Source organism: Ancylomarina longa (assembly GCF_003996985.1).
GTDB lineage: Bacteria > Bacteroidota > Bacteroidia > Bacteroidales > Marinifilaceae > Ancylomarina_A > Ancylomarina_A longa.
Map to the genome: position 1 here is coordinate 66,723 of NZ_RJJX01000010.1, position 17,466 is coordinate 84,188.

General features: G+C 35.6%; 15 protein-coding genes. 5 read left to right on the top strand and 10 right to left on the bottom strand.

The window, feature by feature from the left end; genetic code table 11:
* Positions 1-460: 460 nt before the first annotated feature.
* Together DLK05_RS09060 and DLK05_RS09065 are read right to left on the bottom strand one after the other, a co-directional pair.
* A complete protein-coding gene (locus DLK05_RS09060) occupies positions 461-1,264 on the bottom strand; it encodes a M48 family metallopeptidase (RefSeq protein ID WP_127343687.1) in 804 nt (267 codons plus the stop codon).
* 56 nt (positions 1,265-1,320) lie between these two features.
* Positions 1,321-3,447 carry a thioredoxin domain-containing protein gene (locus tag DLK05_RS09065; protein WP_209319805.1) on the bottom strand — a complete coding sequence of 709 codons (2,127 nt, stop codon included), beginning with the start codon at positions 3,445-3,447 and terminating at the stop codon, positions 1,321-1,323.
* Between the two features lie 411 nt (positions 3,448-3,858).
* On the opposite strand from DLK05_RS09065, the gene DLK05_RS09070 reads away from it, so the two are divergent.
* Complete coding sequence (locus DLK05_RS09070; protein WP_127343688.1) at positions 3,859-4,128, top strand: zinc ribbon domain-containing protein; 270 nt, start codon at positions 3,859-3,861, stop codon at positions 4,126-4,128.
* A gap of 66 nt (positions 4,129-4,194) precedes the next feature.
* Entirely contained in the window at positions 4,195-5,106 is a 912-nt protein-coding gene (locus tag DLK05_RS09075) for a cyanophycinase (RefSeq protein WP_127343689.1), read from the top strand.
* Between the two features lie 11 nt (positions 5,107-5,117).
* On the opposite strand, the gene DLK05_RS09080 is transcribed toward DLK05_RS09075, so the two are convergent.
* From DLK05_RS09080 to argS, 7 genes are all read right to left on the bottom strand, one after another.
* Positions 5,118-5,738: a CPBP family intramembrane glutamic endopeptidase gene (locus tag DLK05_RS09080; protein ID WP_127343690.1), complete on the bottom strand. Its 621-nt coding sequence runs from the start codon at positions 5,736-5,738 to the stop codon at positions 5,118-5,120.
* A 256-nt stretch (positions 5,739-5,994) separates the two neighbouring features.
* Complete coding sequence (locus tag DLK05_RS09085) at positions 5,995-6,357, bottom strand: hypothetical protein (protein WP_127343691.1); 363 nt, start codon at positions 6,355-6,357, stop codon at positions 5,995-5,997.
* 128 nt (positions 6,358-6,485) lie between these two features.
* On the bottom strand, positions 6,486-6,863 hold the full coding sequence (locus DLK05_RS09090; RefSeq protein WP_127343692.1) for a NifB/NifX family molybdenum-iron cluster-binding protein: 378 nt from the start codon (positions 6,861-6,863) through the stop codon (positions 6,486-6,488).
* Positions 6,864-6,944: 81 nt separating this feature from the next.
* A complete protein-coding gene (locus tag DLK05_RS09095) occupies positions 6,945-7,271 on the bottom strand; it encodes a DUF134 domain-containing protein (protein WP_127343693.1) in 327 nt (108 codons plus the stop codon).
* 425 nt (positions 7,272-7,696) lie between these two features.
* Positions 7,697-8,578 (bottom strand): bifunctional methylenetetrahydrofolate dehydrogenase/methenyltetrahydrofolate cyclohydrolase FolD, encoded by an 882-nt coding sequence (gene folD / locus DLK05_RS09100; RefSeq protein WP_127343694.1) that lies wholly within the window; start codon positions 8,576-8,578, stop codon positions 7,697-7,699.
* A gap of 167 nt (positions 8,579-8,745) precedes the next feature.
* On the bottom strand, positions 8,746-10,077 hold the full coding sequence (gene ffh, locus DLK05_RS09105; RefSeq protein WP_127343695.1) for a signal recognition particle protein: 1,332 nt from the start codon (positions 10,075-10,077) through the stop codon (positions 8,746-8,748).
* A gap of 183 nt (positions 10,078-10,260) precedes the next feature.
* Positions 10,261-12,054, bottom strand: coding sequence for an arginine--tRNA ligase (argS, locus tag DLK05_RS09110; RefSeq protein WP_127343696.1), 1,794 nt, complete (start codon positions 12,052-12,054; stop codon positions 10,261-10,263).
* Positions 12,055-12,389: 335 nt separating this feature from the next.
* Here argS and DLK05_RS09115 point away from each other — a divergent pair, with 335 nt between their 5' ends.
* The 3 genes from DLK05_RS09115 to DLK05_RS09125 all read left to right on the top strand — a co-directional run bounded on the left by DLK05_RS09115 (position 12,390) and on the right by DLK05_RS09125 (position 16,905).
* Positions 12,390-15,380: a tetratricopeptide repeat-containing hybrid sensor histidine kinase/response regulator gene (locus tag DLK05_RS09115; RefSeq protein ID WP_127343697.1), complete on the top strand. Its 2,991-nt coding sequence runs from the start codon at positions 12,390-12,392 to the stop codon at positions 15,378-15,380.
* A 111-nt stretch (positions 15,381-15,491) separates the two neighbouring features.
* Positions 15,492-16,484, top strand: a complete 993-nt coding sequence (locus DLK05_RS09120) for an isoaspartyl peptidase/L-asparaginase family protein (protein WP_127343698.1) — start codon at positions 15,492-15,494, stop codon at positions 16,482-16,484.
* Between the two features lie 79 nt (positions 16,485-16,563).
* Entirely contained in the window at positions 16,564-16,905 is a 342-nt protein-coding gene (locus tag DLK05_RS09125) for an avidin/streptavidin family protein (RefSeq protein WP_127343699.1), read from the top strand.
* A gap of 58 nt (positions 16,906-16,963) precedes the next feature.
* Here DLK05_RS09125 and DLK05_RS09130 read toward each other — a convergent pair whose 3' ends face one another.
* On the bottom strand, positions 16,964-17,254 hold the full coding sequence (locus DLK05_RS09130; protein ID WP_127343700.1) for a hypothetical protein: 291 nt from the start codon (positions 17,252-17,254) through the stop codon (positions 16,964-16,966).
* Positions 17,255-17,466: the final 212 nt, after the last annotated feature.

Genomic DNA, 17,466 nt, shown 5'->3' on the forward strand with positions numbered 1-17,466 from the left:
TCCAAGCATTTTGAGATCTCTTTTCCTTATGCAAAAACAGCTCCAAGCATTTTGAGATCTCTTTTCCTTATGCAAAAACAGCTCCAAGCATTTTGAGATCCTTTTTCCTTGTGCAGAAACAGTTCCAAGTGTTTTGAGATTCCTTTTCCATGTGCAGAAACAGTCTCAAGTATTTTGAGATCCTTTTTCCTTGTGCGAGAATTGCTTTGGATGTATGATTCTAATCGGTGGCAGACAACTGAATCATGAATTCCAATCATGATCATTCTTAGTGCATCCTGAATTATTTTTAAAGCCGAACAACCAATATTGTCCAACAAAATTGGCGCTTCGCCCAAACCCGACTTGATCCAAAAAACAGAAACAAAAAAGATCAAGGCTGCTTTTCAAATACCTTTCTTTTTATTCAGATTATTAGCTATGCCTGAAATTTTAATCCTCAGCAATTCGGCTTGAGCCCTTATTTTTTGTAATATTTCATTGCTTCGGGAAGAAATGCCTCCAGGTCTTTTACTCTAGTGGCATCTGCTGGGTGAGTAGAAAGAAATTCCGGTGGTTTTTGACCACTGCTCTTTGCCATTCGTTTCCAGAATTCTATTGCCTCAGCAGGATTATATCCGGCCATAGCCATGAAGATAAGCCCCATTTTATCAGCCTCAGACTCATGAGCACGCGAAAAAGGAAGCATAACTCCAACATTAGCTCCCATGCCAAAAGCAGTCATCCATATTTGCTGCGTTTCGGCAGGTTTCTCACTCAAGGCAAGCGAAAGTCCAGTTCCCAGTGCCTGAATGCCCATTTGCTGACTCATGCGCTCGTTACCATGACGAGCCACCGCATGTGCAATTTCGTGTCCCATTACCACTGCCACACCCGTTTCGTTTTGTGTGAAAGGCAGAATTCCAGTATAAAAAACCACTTTTCCGCCAGGCATACACCAAGCATTTGGGGTATCATTATCCACCAAATTAAATTCCCATTTAAAATTGGCAACACGATCGCTCATTCCATGTGTATTCATGAAAGTTTCTACTGCCTTAGATATTTTCGCTCCTACACTTTTCACCATGGCAGTTTGCTCTTTGTTTGCCGAGAGCTTACTTTCCTTTAGAAAAGCATCGTATTGGGTCAAACTGGTTGCAATCATGTCGCTTTCGGGAAATAAATTCATCTGCTTGCGACCGGTAATAGGCACTGTTGCACAAGCAATAATAAATAACAGAATGCCCGAAAGCAGTACCGTACGAATCGTTTTTTTATTCATTCTAACTTGATTTTTATTGATTTATTGAATAATTACTTCCTTATTCATAAAACATCCTATTTCCCCTCTTTCATTTCTATATTTAACTGGTTAAACAAATCTGCAACCTTGGTAACCGGCAATTTACATGTTTTATTTCTGCAAAGATAAAAAGTTGTTTGTCCATTTACATAACGATTTTGCAATAAAGGCATATTGCTGGCCTTAGTACTACCAGCTATCAAGGCATTGGGAAGAAATTTTGCTTCAATCTTTTTCTTACTTGCCATTGCCTTATCGCCCACAACAACTATCTCGTAGAGCGGGTTGGTGAACCAAAACATCAACTGAGCCCAATTGGAGTGATAGGAAAGTACCTTACTCATTCGTTCCTTCACATTCCCCAGCATTTGTGCCGATCGATCGATATAATCCTGCTTATCGAGATAAGTACCCAACAGAAACAAATCCTTGGCAATAGAGGAATTCGAACCCGGAATCACATTATCCAGCAGCTCCATTTTACGAGCAATTAAAGCCGGATCTTCATCAGAAGTATAGAAGAACATTCCCGATTTATCATCCGAGAAATGCTGCAATACATGCTCTATTAAATCCTCTGAAGCAATCAACCATTTCTCATCGAAGGTAGCCTGATACAAAGCTACAAAAGCCTCAATAGTGAAACTGTAATCATCTAAGAAACCATTAATTTTAGAAATACCATCCTTATAATTACGATGCAAATGTCCCTTTCCTTTCCAGATATATTTCTGAAGGAATTCCGCATTTTTTATGGCCCGTTGCAGATATTTCTCCTCCCCAAATGCTTTGTAAGCATCCACATATCCTTTTAGCATCAATGCATTCCAGCTGGTAAGTACCTTATCATCCAGAGCCGGACGAATGCGATGTTTCCTTTTATCCAGCAGAAGCTGTTTTCCTTTTTTTATTTTGCGGTCGAATTCCTTTACGGATAATCCATATTTCATAGCCAGTTTTTGCTTATAGGATTGAACCATCAGGATATTTCCTTGCTCCCAGTTGGCTTGTGATGTTATACCATAATACTCACAAAACAGCTTGGAATCAGCACCTAAAAGTGCATCTACCTCCGACTTTTGCCACACATAAAACTTACCTTCTACCCCATCACTATCTGCATCCAGCGAGGAATAAAATCCACCTTCAGGCAGACTTAATTCCCGATCAACAAAAGCGAGAGTTTGATCTACCACCGATTTATACTCCGGATTTTTGGTCAACTGATACGCCTCGGAATATAAACTCACCAATTGTGCATTATCATACAGCATTTTTTCGAAATGCGGTACTTTCCAGATTGCATCTACCGAATAGCGGGCAAAACCACCACCTACCTGATCGTAAATACCACCTTTTGCCATTTTATCCAGCGTAAGCGAAACATGATCGAGGGCAGACTTATCCTGAGTAAAGAAGTAGTAATGCAAGAGAAACTGTAATCCGTTGGGCAAAGGAAACTTTGGCGCCCGATTATTTCCCCCTTCTTTGGTATCAAAATCAGTCTTCCATTGGTTCACACCCTTTTTCAGATCATCCAAATGAAAATTTGTTTGTTCCGATTTGTCGGTTATCAGCTCGTTGGCATGAATGCCTTGTGCAATTTGATCTGCCACACTTTTCACTTTATCCGTATCATTCAGCCAGGCATTCTGAATTCCTCGCAGTACTTTCACCCAATCATCGGGGCGAAAATAGGTGCCACCAAAAAAGGGTTTTCCATTGGGCATCAGAAAACAATTCAACGGCCAACCTCCGCGACCGGTCATTAACTGCACAGCATCCATATATACCTGATCAATATCCGGCCTTTCCTCCCGATCTACTTTGATGCAAACAAAAAAATCGTTCATTACTTTAGCCGTTTCCTCATTCTCGAAACTCTCGCTCTCCATCACGTGACACCAATGACAAGCAGCATATCCAATACTCACCAATATCACCTTATTTTCTTTTTTTGCCTTTGCAAGCGCCTCTTCGCCCCAAGGATACCAGTTCACCGGATTATGTGCATGTTGTAATAAATAAGGACTGTTTTCGTGTATTAATCGATTGGTATGCTTTTGTTTCATGTTTTCTGAGGTTTGAGAATAAACTGTGGCAGGAATACTAAGCATACCAATTAGCATACATAGCGCTACCACTTTCCGTATTGATTTCATTCTACATCGTTTTTATTAAAGTAGATTAAAGATAGAGTTATTTTTATTGATTTTAAATAAGAATAAGAAGTTTCCCTTTAAGTTGAATGGAAAGCTTCTTCCCTGTGTATGTGTTCACTTCCTTGCTTGGCTGAAGCCAACTGCAAACGTGAAAAAATCTACTTTATTCATTATGAAGTCAACTGCACATGTCGGAAGCTTTCATCCCCAAAATTTTACTCTAAATATTTTTGATGTGTTTTTACTAACTTTAGCATTCACGAATAAATGAAGAAAGCAAAACGATAAGCTTAAATCTAGTATCGCGAACGAAAAATCTTTCGGTCCATTGAATAACCTGCTTTTTGCCTTGCAGTGCTTCTCCTAAAAAATAACACCATAACCAGGAATTAATTAACCAATATCGAAACGATGAAAAAAGCATATAAGAATTGCCAAAGTTGTGGCATGCCCTTAAAAAAGGACAAATTTAGTGGCGGAACAGACCAGGACGGGAATAAAAGTAAAATGTATTGTTCCTATTGTTATAGTAATGGTGAATTTCTTAATCCGGAAATTAATACTACAGCTAAAATGCAGAATTTTGCAAAAGAAAAATTAAAAGCCATGGGATTTCCTGGATTTATCGCCAAATTTTTCACGAAAAGCATTCCGAATCTGGAACGTTGGAAAAAAGAATAAGCACATGCGGTATAGCAAAAGAATTTTATTTGAAGTCTTCCAATTAGCACATCAAAATACAAACAGATGAATAAACCAACAACAACTTACAGAAGCATAAGGATATCTCTGATTTCGCTTCTATTTACCTTCTTCCTAACCTTTTCTATTTCAAGCGTAACCTTTTCGCAAAGTCAGGGGGAACAATACATCACCCACGGCCCAAAAAATGGGACTTTAATTATTATTGGTGGAGGATTACTGGATGCAACTATTTACGATGAATTTAAAAAGCAAGCTGGTAGCGATTCTGCAAAAATAGTTGTTATTCCCACCGCCATGGATGATAATTATCTACAACATGATTCCTCTTTTAGTCAGATCAAAAAGAATTTTGCAAGCTACGGCTTTTCTGATATTACTATTATGCATACTCGGGATACAAGCGAATCCAATAGGGAGTCATTTTTAGCCCCACTAGAAGCGGCTAGCGGAGTCTATTTTTTGGGTGGCAGACAGTGGCGACTAGCAGACGCTTATCTGAACACCAAAGTGCAAGAGGAGCTTTTCAAATTGTTGGAACGTGGAGGTGTGATTGCTGGTTCGTCGGCAGGGGCAACAATTCAAGGTTCCTATTTAGCCAGAGGCGATACCAAGAACAATCAGATTATGATGGGAGATCACGAGAAAGGACTTGGCTTTTTGACCAACGTAGCAATCGATCAACATGTAATGGTGCGCAACAGGCAATTTGATCTATTTGATATTCTGCAACGGTATCCTTATTTACTTGGCATTGGTCTGGATGAAAATACTGCTATAGTAGTTAAAGGAGATGAATTTAAAGTAATTGGTAAAAGCTATGTACTTATCTACGATCAAAGTTTTTGGTCGCGGGAAGGAAGTGAATTAAAGCATCTTCCTGAAAAAGACAAATTATTCTATATTTTGCGAAAAGGAGATAAATACAATTTAAGCGAAAGGAAAGTCATGAAATGAGAGCAATACAACTACATTGGAAGGTAAAAATAAATTCCTAAACCATTTGTGAAAAGGATATTTCCATACAAGGAGTGCTCGAGAAATACTGCATTAAGAGATTTGTTACGGAGATAGGTAAAGGAGAAAATAATACTACCAACGAAAGTAAAGATTAGTGCCATCCAATTGCGGAAAATAATATGCGCCATCGAGAAACAAAAGGCATTAATCACTACAAAAAGTAAAGGGTTGGTAAAAAGTTTTTTATATCTATAAAAGAAAAAAGCACGAAAGATAAATTCCTGTGTATATGCCGACCAAACCGGATAACTTAGTACCAACATTACCCATATCCAGAAATTATAGCGTGGTAAGTGGAAAAAAACATCGGATCTAAAAACATAAACCCATATAGAACTTAGGATTAAAAGCGCACTTCCTTTCAATAAAAAACTTCGCCAAGGATAATCTCGTTTTATACGGAACACATTCCGATCGAAATTCTTATCACGAAATACAATAAATAGACAATACAAGAATACTACAATTAGAGGTATTGCCTTATGAACCGGAATAAGTTCGTAAAAATACAAAACCGGTAAAACCAGAAACATTAATATCAATTCAACCCATAGGTATAATCTCTTCATCCATCACAAATTAATAAGTCAAACAGAAAAACTAAGATAAAAAATTTTCGCTTATTAAGAATCGTTCTATTTAATTTACAAATATTTGACTTATTTTGTTTCAAGAATTGCCCACAAATTTAGGAAGGAGCAATTTTCATTGACAAATGAATCAATGTCGATACTCATGGATCTAATAAAGTGATGAAAAATTATAAGACAGTGATGAAATATGAGATTCTCTTTTATCAAAAATGAGGCAATTTAAAAACCTATTCTAAGATTCTTTTCTTTGTGCTTTTCTTGCAGCAATCAAGAACAAATAGCCAACAATTACAGGACCATACCCAATAAAAGCATATCCTTTTAATTCAAACAGGTGAAAATAGTTTGCAAAAGTTAAAAAACCACCAATAATCATGAGACTCCAGCCAATCCAACGCAATTCTTTTGCTTTTAATTTTCCTTTCTTTCTGCTTTCTACTGCTAAAATTCGGCTGTCGATTTCCTTCATTATATCCTTGATCATTTCTTCACTAATTTTCTGATCGATCAATTCTTTTCGAATTTGAGAGAAATCCATTCCCTCCTGTTTTTTTTGGTAATAAAATTCTACAAGTTTATTAAAATCCTTTTCCATCCTATTAAATTGAGTGAAAAACAAAAATAATTACAATTAGATAGATTTTCAACAGAAATCAATAACTCTCTGAAAAAAGAAAAAGAGAGCCTTAGTGCTCTCTTTACATTTAACCTTCAAATAGAACCTTAATGCTGACATTGATGTCCTTCTCCACCGTGATTTTCATGTGCTGAACAAGTAATACCTGAATCTATTAAATTACCTTTTAAATAGGAATTCACCACATCTTCTACTTCGCCAGAACAGCCACGAACAACTTCTACACCAACTTCATTAATCTTGTTTATCGCACCTGGACCTATGTTACCTGCTAACATCAAAGAAATACCCATTTGTTGAAATACAGATGCGATATTCGATTTACAACCACACCCTTCTGGTGATTCCATTTTTTCAATGGATTCAATTTCACGATTTTCGTTTACGGTAACAATAGAATAAAATTCACAATGTCCGAAATGGCCATCCACTCTATTGTCTCTTGTTGGAACTGCAATTTTCATGTTTATTAATTTAAAATTGTATTTATATCTAATTAAAATCTAAATATTTTTCGAGTTGAATTATTATACCTTTGCTTAAGCTTATTCAGAATTACTCTTAGCAAGAACATCATTATTGGTTGTAGTAAAATGCCCACCTTCAATTTTTATTGCCATACCTTCTACAATTGCATTCGCAATTTTCTTTCGTGCTTCATTAACGATTCTGCCAAAGGTTTGTCTGGAAACATTCATTCTAGCTGCCGCCTCATTATGATACAATCCTTCCGAATCAGCTAAACGTATCGCTTCATATTCATCAAGATGTAAAAGCACAATCTTCAATTCACACAATGGCACACCAACTGGCTTGTAATAAGTTAATTCAGGCTCTAAACAAATATGTCTTAAACATTTTTTTCTGGGCATATGCTCATTAAATTTTCGACAAATATAAGCATATGCTCAAATCAAACAAATCATATGCGTCTTTTTTTATCGATGATTTTGAATCACAATCATCCAATTAAAAAATTTCTATTCCATCTCGAATCGTTGAAATACACTTAAATAAATTCGTCTTGCACAACGTTTGGAAGAGTATCTGATCTCGACTTAGTAATAATTTTACTTCTGTCTCAGGAATAAATGCAGCACATCGAAATATTCATGCAATATAGATGCAGTAATTCTAGCTAATTCTTTTGAATTTATGCTGTCCCATTAAAACTAGCATAAACATAGGAAGGTGTGGCGGTAATTAGGGTCATTCTCAAGGAGAGAATTTCTCCTGCAAGTTATCTTGTACTTTCGGAAAGGAAAGAAGTAACTTGCAGGATAGTATTAAGAAATTTCTATAAGTATATTTCTTTTTTGGCAGCCAATAGGGTGTTTTGCAGAAGCGAAACAATTGTCATTGGGCCAACTCCACCAGGAACTGGTGTAATAAAGGATGCTTTCGGGGCAACTTCATCGAAATTGACATCGCCTAGCAATTTCCATCCCGATTTGGTTTTATCTGATTTTACTCGGTGGATACCCACATCAATAATTACTGCGCCTTCTTTTACCATATCTCCGGTAAGGAATTCTTTTTTACCCAAGGCTACAATTACAATATCCGCCTGACGAGTGATTTCCCCAATATTTTTGGTGCGGCTATGGCAAAGCGTCACCGTGCAATCACCATAAGCAGACTTGCGTGACATCAATACACTCATTGGTGTTCCCACGATATTACTTCGCCCTAGAACAACGCAATTTTTACCTGATGTTTCAATTTCATATCGCTTAAGCAATTCCACAATTCCCGCAGGAGTAGCAGGAAGATAAGTTGGCAAACTAGCCACCATTTTTCCCACATTCATTGGATGAAATCCATCAACATCTTTTTCAGGAGCAATAGTTTCAATCACCCTTGTTTCGGAAATATGCTTTGGTAAGGGAAGTTGCACAATCAATCCATCAATAGAATCATCTTCATTGATCTCTCGGATTTTTTCCAATAGTTCTGCTTCGGTAATATCTTCCTCAAATCGAAATTCTGAAGACTGAAAACCTACTACTTCGCAAGCTTTAACTTTAGCTGCCACATAGGTTTCACTAGCACCATCGTGTCCAACAATCATAGCAGCAAGATGAGGAGCTTTTCCTCCAGCTTGTCTCATTTGCTCTACTTCGGCAGCAATTTCCTGCTTTACCTCGTTCGAGATTTTTTTTCCGTCGATTAGTTTCATCTGTTTATAATTTTCTTATTCAGGTCAGATGCAAGCGGCAAGTGAATTTAATCATTCCACCAGGTGTAATCCTAACGATTAAACCTGCATGCTCGTTTCATGTTTGTTTATTGCTATTATAAAAAAAATGCCTGACATAAAGTATCAAGCACTCTATCTGATTTTTATTACCTTTTTCTTCCCATATTTCCCATCATGCGGGACATATTACCACCCTTCGACATCATCTTCATTAACTTTCTGGTTTCATCAAATTGCTTAATCAGACGATTCACATCCTGTATGGTGGAACCGCTACCATCCGCTATTCTTTTTCGTCGTGAACCATTAATTAATTTAGGTTCTTCTCTTTCGGCAGGTGTCATTGAAAAAATGATTGCTTCCACTCCCTTGAAAGCATCATCATCTATATCTATATTTTTCAAAGCCTTTCCAACTCCGGGAATCATAGATGCCAAATCTTTCAGATTTCCCATTTTCTTGATTTGTGAAATCTGGGACAAGAAATCATTGAAATTGAATTGGTTCTTTGCGATTTTCTTCTGTAGCTTTCTGGCTTCATCGGCGTCGAATTGTTCCTGTGCACGTTCCACAAGAGAAACAATATCACCCATTCCCAATATACGATCAGCCATACGATCGGGATGAAATACATCCAAAGCATCCATTTTCTCGCCAGTACCAACAAACTTGATTGGTTTGTTCACGATGGAACGGATAGAAAGGGCAGCACCACCTCGAGTATCACCATCTAATTTGGTAAGCACTACTCCATCAAAATTCAAGCGATCGTTAAATTCTTTGGCTGTGTTCACTGCATCCTGACCAGTCATGGAGTCAACCACAAAAAGCGTTTCGCCAGGGTCGATTGCCTTCTTCACCGCCTCGATCTCCTTCATCATGGCCTCATCAATAGCCAAACGACCCGCGGTATCTACGATAACCACATCATTATTATTTGCTTTAGCTTGCTTAATAGCAGCTTTGGCAATCTTCACCGGGTTCTTATCTTCAAGATCAGCATAAACGGAAACTCCAATTTGTTCTCCCAGCACCTTCAACTGCTCAATTGCCGCAGGACGATAGACATCACCAGCAACCAACAGTGGGTTTTTAGCTTGTTTTGTTTTAAGCAAGTTTGCCAATTTTCCCGAGAAGGTAGTTTTACCTGATCCTTGTAAACCAGCTATCAATATTACGGCAGGTTTCCCCTGAGTATTTATATCAACATGAGTACCACCCATCAATTTAGCCAATTCGTCGTGAACAATTTTCACCATCACTTGGTTTGGCTTCAATGCGGTAAGCACATTCTGTCCTAATGCTTTTTCTTTGACTGTACTAGTGAATGACTTGGCGATTTTAAAGTTGACATCGGCATCCAACAATGCGCGTCTTACGTCTTTCAATGTTTCTGCCACATTGATTTCAGTAATTTTTCCTTGCCCTTTTAATAATTTGAAGGAGCGTTCAAGTCTTTCGTTAAGATTTTCAAACATTATTATCCAGATTTATATTTCCCTGCAAAATTAAAAAAATAAGCTTAGTGATAAAGGCTAAGGTCTAAAAAGTGGATTATTTTCTTCCTTATAATTTGCAATCCATATCATTTATTTCGTTATGATAAAATAAAAAGCGGATATCTGATAAAAAATCCACTTTTAACAATGATATATTTTTATTTACATTCGTTCCGGAACACCAATTCCCAAAAGGCTCATTCCTGATTTAATAATTTCTCCGATCTGTTTAGATAGAACCAAACGGAAAAATCTTAAATCTACATTCTCTTCTTTTGCGATTGGGAAGTCGTGATAAAATTGATTGTATTCTTTCACTAAATCATACACATAATTTGCAACCTGAGCCGGGCTAGTTGCATCGCCAGCCTCTGTGATAATATTAGGATAATTGGCTATCAGTTGGATTAGCATAGATTCTTTCACAGATATCTCCAATTTATCAGACGCAAGATCTGGTATTTCCATTCCGGAATCTATAGCTTTTTTCAGAACTGACTGTATCCTTGCATAAGTATATTGAATGAACGGACCTGTATTCCCATTAAAATCAATAGACTCCTTAGGATTAAACATCATGTTTTTCTTAGGATCTACTTTCAATATGAAATATTTCAGAGCACCCATAGCCACTTTATTATAAACATCTTCGGCCTCCTCAAGCGAATAACCTTCAAGTTTGCCTAGTTCATTGGATGTATCTCGAGCCGTATTCACCATTTCGTCCATCAAATCGTCGGCATCAACCACTGTACCTTCTCGCGATTTCATTTTACCTTCGGGTAGTTCAACCATTCCATAGGATAAGTGTTGAATTTTATCATGCCATTCATAACCCAATTTACCAAGGACTAATGATAGTACCTGAAAATGGTAGTTTTGCTCATTACCAACCACGTAAATATGCTCATCAATCTTAAATTCATTAAAACGCTCGTAGGCTGTTCCAATATCCTGAGTCATATAAACAGAAGTACCATCGTCGCGAAGCAATAGTTTATGATCCAAGCCATCCCCTTCCAGATTAGCCCAAACAGATCCTGTATCTTTTTGATATAATACTCCATCTGCTAATCCCTTCTCAACAATCGCTTTTCCTTTTTTATAGGTATTCGATTCAAAATAAACCTTATCAAAATCAACCCCCATTTTTGCGTAAGTAACATCAAAGCCAGCTAAAACCCAATCGTTCATTTTACGCCATAAAGCAACGACTTCCACATCTCCGGCCTCCCATTTACGCAACATTTCCTGTGCTTCGAGTAATAGCGACACTTGTTTTTTAGCTTCATCAGCATCCATTCCTTCCGCTATTAAAGCTTCCATTTCCTTTTTATACTCCTGATCAAACTTCACATAGTATTTTCCCACTAAATGGTCGCCTTTTATTCCGGTGGATTCAGGAGTCTCCCCCCCCCCAAAACGCAACCATGCCAACATCGATTTACAAATATGAATTCCTCGGTCGTTAACCAAATTCACCTTTATCACCTCGTATCCATTGGCTTTTAAAATTTGTGCCACGGAATATCCCAACAAGTTATTTCGAATATGTCCTAAATGAAGCGGTTTATTCGTATTAGGGGACGAATACTCAATCATCACCTTTTTAGCACCAGGTTCTAATGCTTTAAATCCGTAATTTTTAGTCGCTACTGCTTGATTTAATACTGAAATCCAATAGGTATTATCAATAAGTAAATTTAGAAATCCTTTTACAACATTGAAATCCTCAATACAATTAATTTTTTCCTTTAAGAAGTTACCTAACTCATTTGCAGTATCCTCTGGGGACTTTTTTGAAAAACGCAAAAAAGGAAACACAACTAATGTCAAATCTCCTTCGAATTCTCGTCGTGTTTTTTGAATTTGTATTGTTTTATCATCAATATCCTGTCCATAACATACTTTTATGGCCTCTATTACTTTACTTTTAATAATACTTTCAATGCTCATTTGGATATTTTTATTTCGAATTTTAATCAAATATTCACTACTGGTAATCCTACTAATGCAAACACTATAAATCATACAATATCTATGATTTAGCCCACTAGAATTCATTCTGTAACCTGAATTCGCAAAGATAATACGAATAACGTGAATTGCTATCTACATTTTAAAAAAAGTCATTCGTAACCAGCTTCATTCTTTCGCTCAAATTAGAATGAATAGTTAACTTTTTATTTGTACGCATTGTTTATCTTTGACAAGTGTGTTTATTACTCAGGTAAAAAATCGCCAAACTATTTACTGAACTACTAGCTAGCTTAAAACTAAAATACTTTCTGATGCCCCTAAGAATAAAAAAAGTATTTATATTCCTACTCTTAGCCTGTTTACAATACTCAGGTTTTGCCAGAGAAATCCCTCAAATACACCCTAAAGAATTTTCCGGGTCAGAACTTACAAAACTTAATGAGCTTGCTTTAAAATATTTCTATGCCAATAATCCTAAAGCATTGGAAACAGCTCTTCTTATTGCTGAAAAATCATTGGAGCATGAAAAAATGCAACAATATGCCGAAGCCAATGAATTATTAGGACGAATTTATATTTATAGAGGAAATATTGATGAAGCAGAAAGATGCTTCACGACCTCATTTGATTACTGGGATAGTGTAAGAGATTCTATTCACTTAAGTTTTGGATATGGATATTTAGGAGAATTAAATTATCGAAAATGTAATTACAAGGAAGCAGAAAAATATTATACCAAAGGACTGGAGATTAAAACTCAACTTAAGGATATAAAAAACTTTGCCTATTCATATAATGCCCTAGGGAATATAAAATTATCTCGATGTAAGTATCAGGAAGCTTTTGAATATTATCGAAAGGCGTTAAAACTTAATCAACAATTCGATAATATCTCGGGTATATGTTATAGTCTTTTTGCGATTGGTAACACCTTCATGAGAACAAATGACTATCCCTCAGCAAAGAAATATTTTAATGAAGCTCTTGCCATTAGTAAAAAACACCATTTACAAAAGAATAAAGCCTACGGTCTCAATCAAATTGCCAAATTGGAAAATAACTTAGGCCATCGAAATTCCTCTATTGAGTTATTTAACCAATCGCTCAAGATTAATCAGGAACTCCAATCTAAAGACGGTATCGCAAGATCTTATATGGGGATTGGAGAAGTGTTTGAATCCATGGCTCAATATGATAAAGCTCTGGAATATCAACATAAAGCACTTAAAATTTTCAAAAAACTTGAATCAAAAGGGAATATCGCTTTATGCTATGAGAATATTGGAAAGGTCTTTTATTCCATGCGTGATTATCCTGTTTCAAGGGAAAATTTTAATAAATCAATCGAATTAAATCAAAGTCTTGGTAATATTGAAGGAGCAGCAAACTGCCACCGAAGAATAGGAAATACTTATACTCAGGAAAGGAGATATTTACTTTCTATACCAGAATATCAAAAATCTCTGCAAATTCAAAAAAATATAGATAACAAGAAGGGAATTGCATCTTGCTATACCAATTTAGGTTTGGTGTATGTGAAACTGGACAGTTTAAAAAAAGCAGAAGCACTATTTAATCAATCTATCGTAATAAATAAAAAAATAGAAGATTTAGGAGGTATTGCATCCGTATATAATAATTTAGCAAGTTTGTATTTGGCTAAAAATGAACAAGAACAGGCGATTCATTTTTTACTTGCAAGTATGGATTTGGCAAAAAAAGCAAATAACAAATCACTAATAGCGGAAAATGCGAGAAATCTGTCTGATTTGTACCAAAAATTAGGCAAGTACAAAAAGTCATTAAAATATCATCAATTGTATTTTGATTTGTACAATCAATTGTACAATGCCCAAGCAGAAAACCGAATCGGTTGGATACAATTGCAAAACGAACGTGAAAAGAGAGAAAGTATAACACGTGCTTACTCTCGCGATCAATTAATAAAAGAGGAACAGCTAAAAAAACAAGAAGTAATCAATACACTTCTCATTGTTATTATAATACTGAGTTTATTATTTGCATTAGCTGTATATATTTTTTTTATTGCTGTCAAAAAAAAGAATACCAAACTACGGTTCGAAAACGAGGAGCGTAAAAAAGCTGAAATGCAACTTGATGAACACCGGCGAAATCTGGAAAGTCTGGTTAAAGTGAGAACTTTGGAATTACTAAAGGCAAAAGAAAAGGCAGAGCAAGCTGATCAACTTAAAACTGCATTTCTGGCAAACATGTCTCATGAAATACGAACTCCAATGAATGCGATCATTGGTTTCTCAAAACTTCTGGCAGTTACAGATTCTAAAGAAAAACATAGAAATTTCAGTAAAATTATAATTGATAACGGACATTTCTTACTGGCCTTGGTGAATGATCTAATTGATATATCCATGATAGAATCAAAACAGCTTAAAATAAAAAAATCCAGTTTTGAAATTTATCCAATGCTTCTTGATTTAAAATGCATGTTTGATGAGCAAAGACTTAAAAAGCAGAAAACAGATCTTGAATTCAATCTCCAGATACCAAAAGGAGGCGAAGATATTGCAATGCTATCCGATCCAATTCGCTTGAAGCAGATATTAATCAACTTACTAAGAAATGCACTTAAATTTACAAATTCGGGAAATATTGATCTTGGATTTGAAGTTTTTGAAGAACAAGTCCGTTTTTTTGTAAAAGATAGTGGTATAGGAATTCCTATTCAAGATCAAGACTACATTTATGATAGATTTAGACAAGCTAGCAATAATACTGTTAAGCATGGCGGAACTGGTTTGGGACTAACGATTTCTAAAAGCCTTATTCAACTATTAGATGGAACTATATGGTTTATCTCAGAACCGAGTACCGGTTGCTGTTTCTACATTCAGCTACCTCAACTTATAAAATCAGGAATTTCGATTACAAATAATAATATCACTGCTATTAGACTAGATTTATCAGGAAAACAAATTCTGGTAGCCGAAGATACCGAATCTAATTACCTATACATCAACGAGGTTTTAAAAAGAGTAAATGCAAACGTTACATGGTCAAAAAATGGGCAGGAAACAATTGAAAAATGTAAAGAAAATCACTACGATCTGATACTTATGGACATTCAACTACCTCAGTTGAATGGTTATCAGGTTACGCAAGAAATTAAGAAAGAAAAGCCAAATGTACTAGTAATTTTTCAATCAGCTTACGCATTACAAGATGAATATGTAAAAATGAAAGAGGCTGGTTGCGATGCCTTTATTTCTAAACCATATACCGAAGAACAATTACTTGATGTTTTATCTCAAACTATTGGTTAATATACTATAGTCCTGAATAATGTTTATCCTGAATACTTTCTGTCATTAAGATATACTAGAAAAATAGAATAATTATATCCTTCACGATACAATAAGCACAAACAAATAATCATGAACCAAAAAATCAATCTTTTAAGTATTTTCCTTGTCTTGGCATTTTATGCCTGCACTACTACTACAATTAAAAATCAAGTTCCAAGCTATGCTATTGTACTGCATGGAGGTGCAGGTAATATTCAGAAACAAAATATGACTCCGGAATTAGAGAAGCAGTATAGATTCAAGTTAAATCAAGCCCTAAATACAGGTGATTCAATACTTAAAAATGGAGGAAGTAGCATTGATGCTGTAGAGAAAACCATTCAGGTATTAGAGAATTCGCCTCTATTCAATGCTGGAAAAGGAGCCGTTTTCACACACTCTGGAAAAAATGAAATGGACGCTTCCATCATGTATGGAAAAGATTTAAATGCAGGTGCAGTATCAGGAGTTGGAGATATAAAAAATCCTATAAGTGCAGCAAGAAAGGTAATGGAAGTATCGGAACATGTAATGTTGAGTGGAAAAGGAGCATCCGATTTCGCTGAGCAAGAGCATCTGCAAATGGCAGATAGTTCTTATTTTTTCACCCAAAAAAGATGGGATTGTTTGCAAAAAATTCTTCGTAAAGAAAAGAAAATGACTGTCTCAGATAAACATGGCACTGTAGGTTGTGTGGCATTAGACAAAGATGGAAACTTAACTGCCGGAACCTCGACAGGAGGAATGACCAACAAACGTTTTGGTAGAATTGGTGACTCCCCTATTATTGGTGCTGGAACCTATGCTAATAATGAAACCTGTGGTGTGTCCTGTACTGGACATGGAGAATATTTTATTCGTTTAGGTGTAGCCAAGGATATTTCAGATATGATGGAATATCAAAATTTAAGTCTGGAAAAAGCTGCAGAAAAAGAACTTAAAAAAATTAATGAACTAGGTGGTACTGGCGGTTTCATTACCATAGATCATGAAGGAAATATAGTAGTGAAAATGAATACCTCCGGAATGTATAGGGCTTATACCAATTCCTTTGGTGATAAAGAAATAAAGATTTTTCAATAATTTAAGAATATTTTGTCATCATCGAAATTTCGGATTAAATTGATATTAAAGAAATAATCATCCCTTAAATCTCGACATTATGGATATCAACTTAAATGGAAAATGGAAAAATCAGTACAACTCAGAAATGGATCTGGAAATTGTTAACAACCAAGTTAAAGGCATATTTCAAACTGCAATTGGTCAGCCTTCTTTTGATGAAAAATTTCCAATTAGCGGTAAAATCAATAATAATGTGATTGCTTTTATGGTTAATTTTGGGAAATATGGTTCCATCGCTTGTTGGACCGGCAGATTTGAAAAAGATGAAATTGGTCCTGTAATTCATACCATGTGGCACTTATCACAAAGTGAAGGAGGAGAAGAAGAACAGCTGGCAAAAGCAATTTTGACCGGAGTTGGTACTTTTAGAAAAGTATAATAAATAAAGGCTGGAATTAATTTTCCAGCCCTTATTTTTATTGTATTCTTCAAATAATTTAGACTGCCATATCCAAATCGTCAACTCTATCTAATAAATCATGTGTTGATTTATATAAATCATCATAAATAGATTTAAAGTGAGATTTTACTTCTTTAGCAGTTTTATCACTTAGCTTAGAATTAATTCTTGAGATATAATTATTTCTTGCTATAGCAGCATCACTCATTATCTGATAAACAGAATCAGAGTTTTTACTTCCAAAAAATTCAAGATATATCATTCCTCTCATCAAAATTTCATTTGTTAGAAAGTTTACATCTTTTTTAAATTCCCTTTTACTTGCCATAATTTACGTTTTTAAGAAGGTGTAAAATACGAATAATGCGGATAGAACAAATAGTTTTAGATATTTTTTTACTCCTTGCAGTATTTCCAATAAGCAGCTCAGTTCAATGATAATAGAAAAAACAGTAAACTTTTTTATCCTTATCAGGCTAAGTTCATTGTTTATACTAAGTAAAAGCTTTTTATTTGTAGAATTAAATATTAAAGGAGATT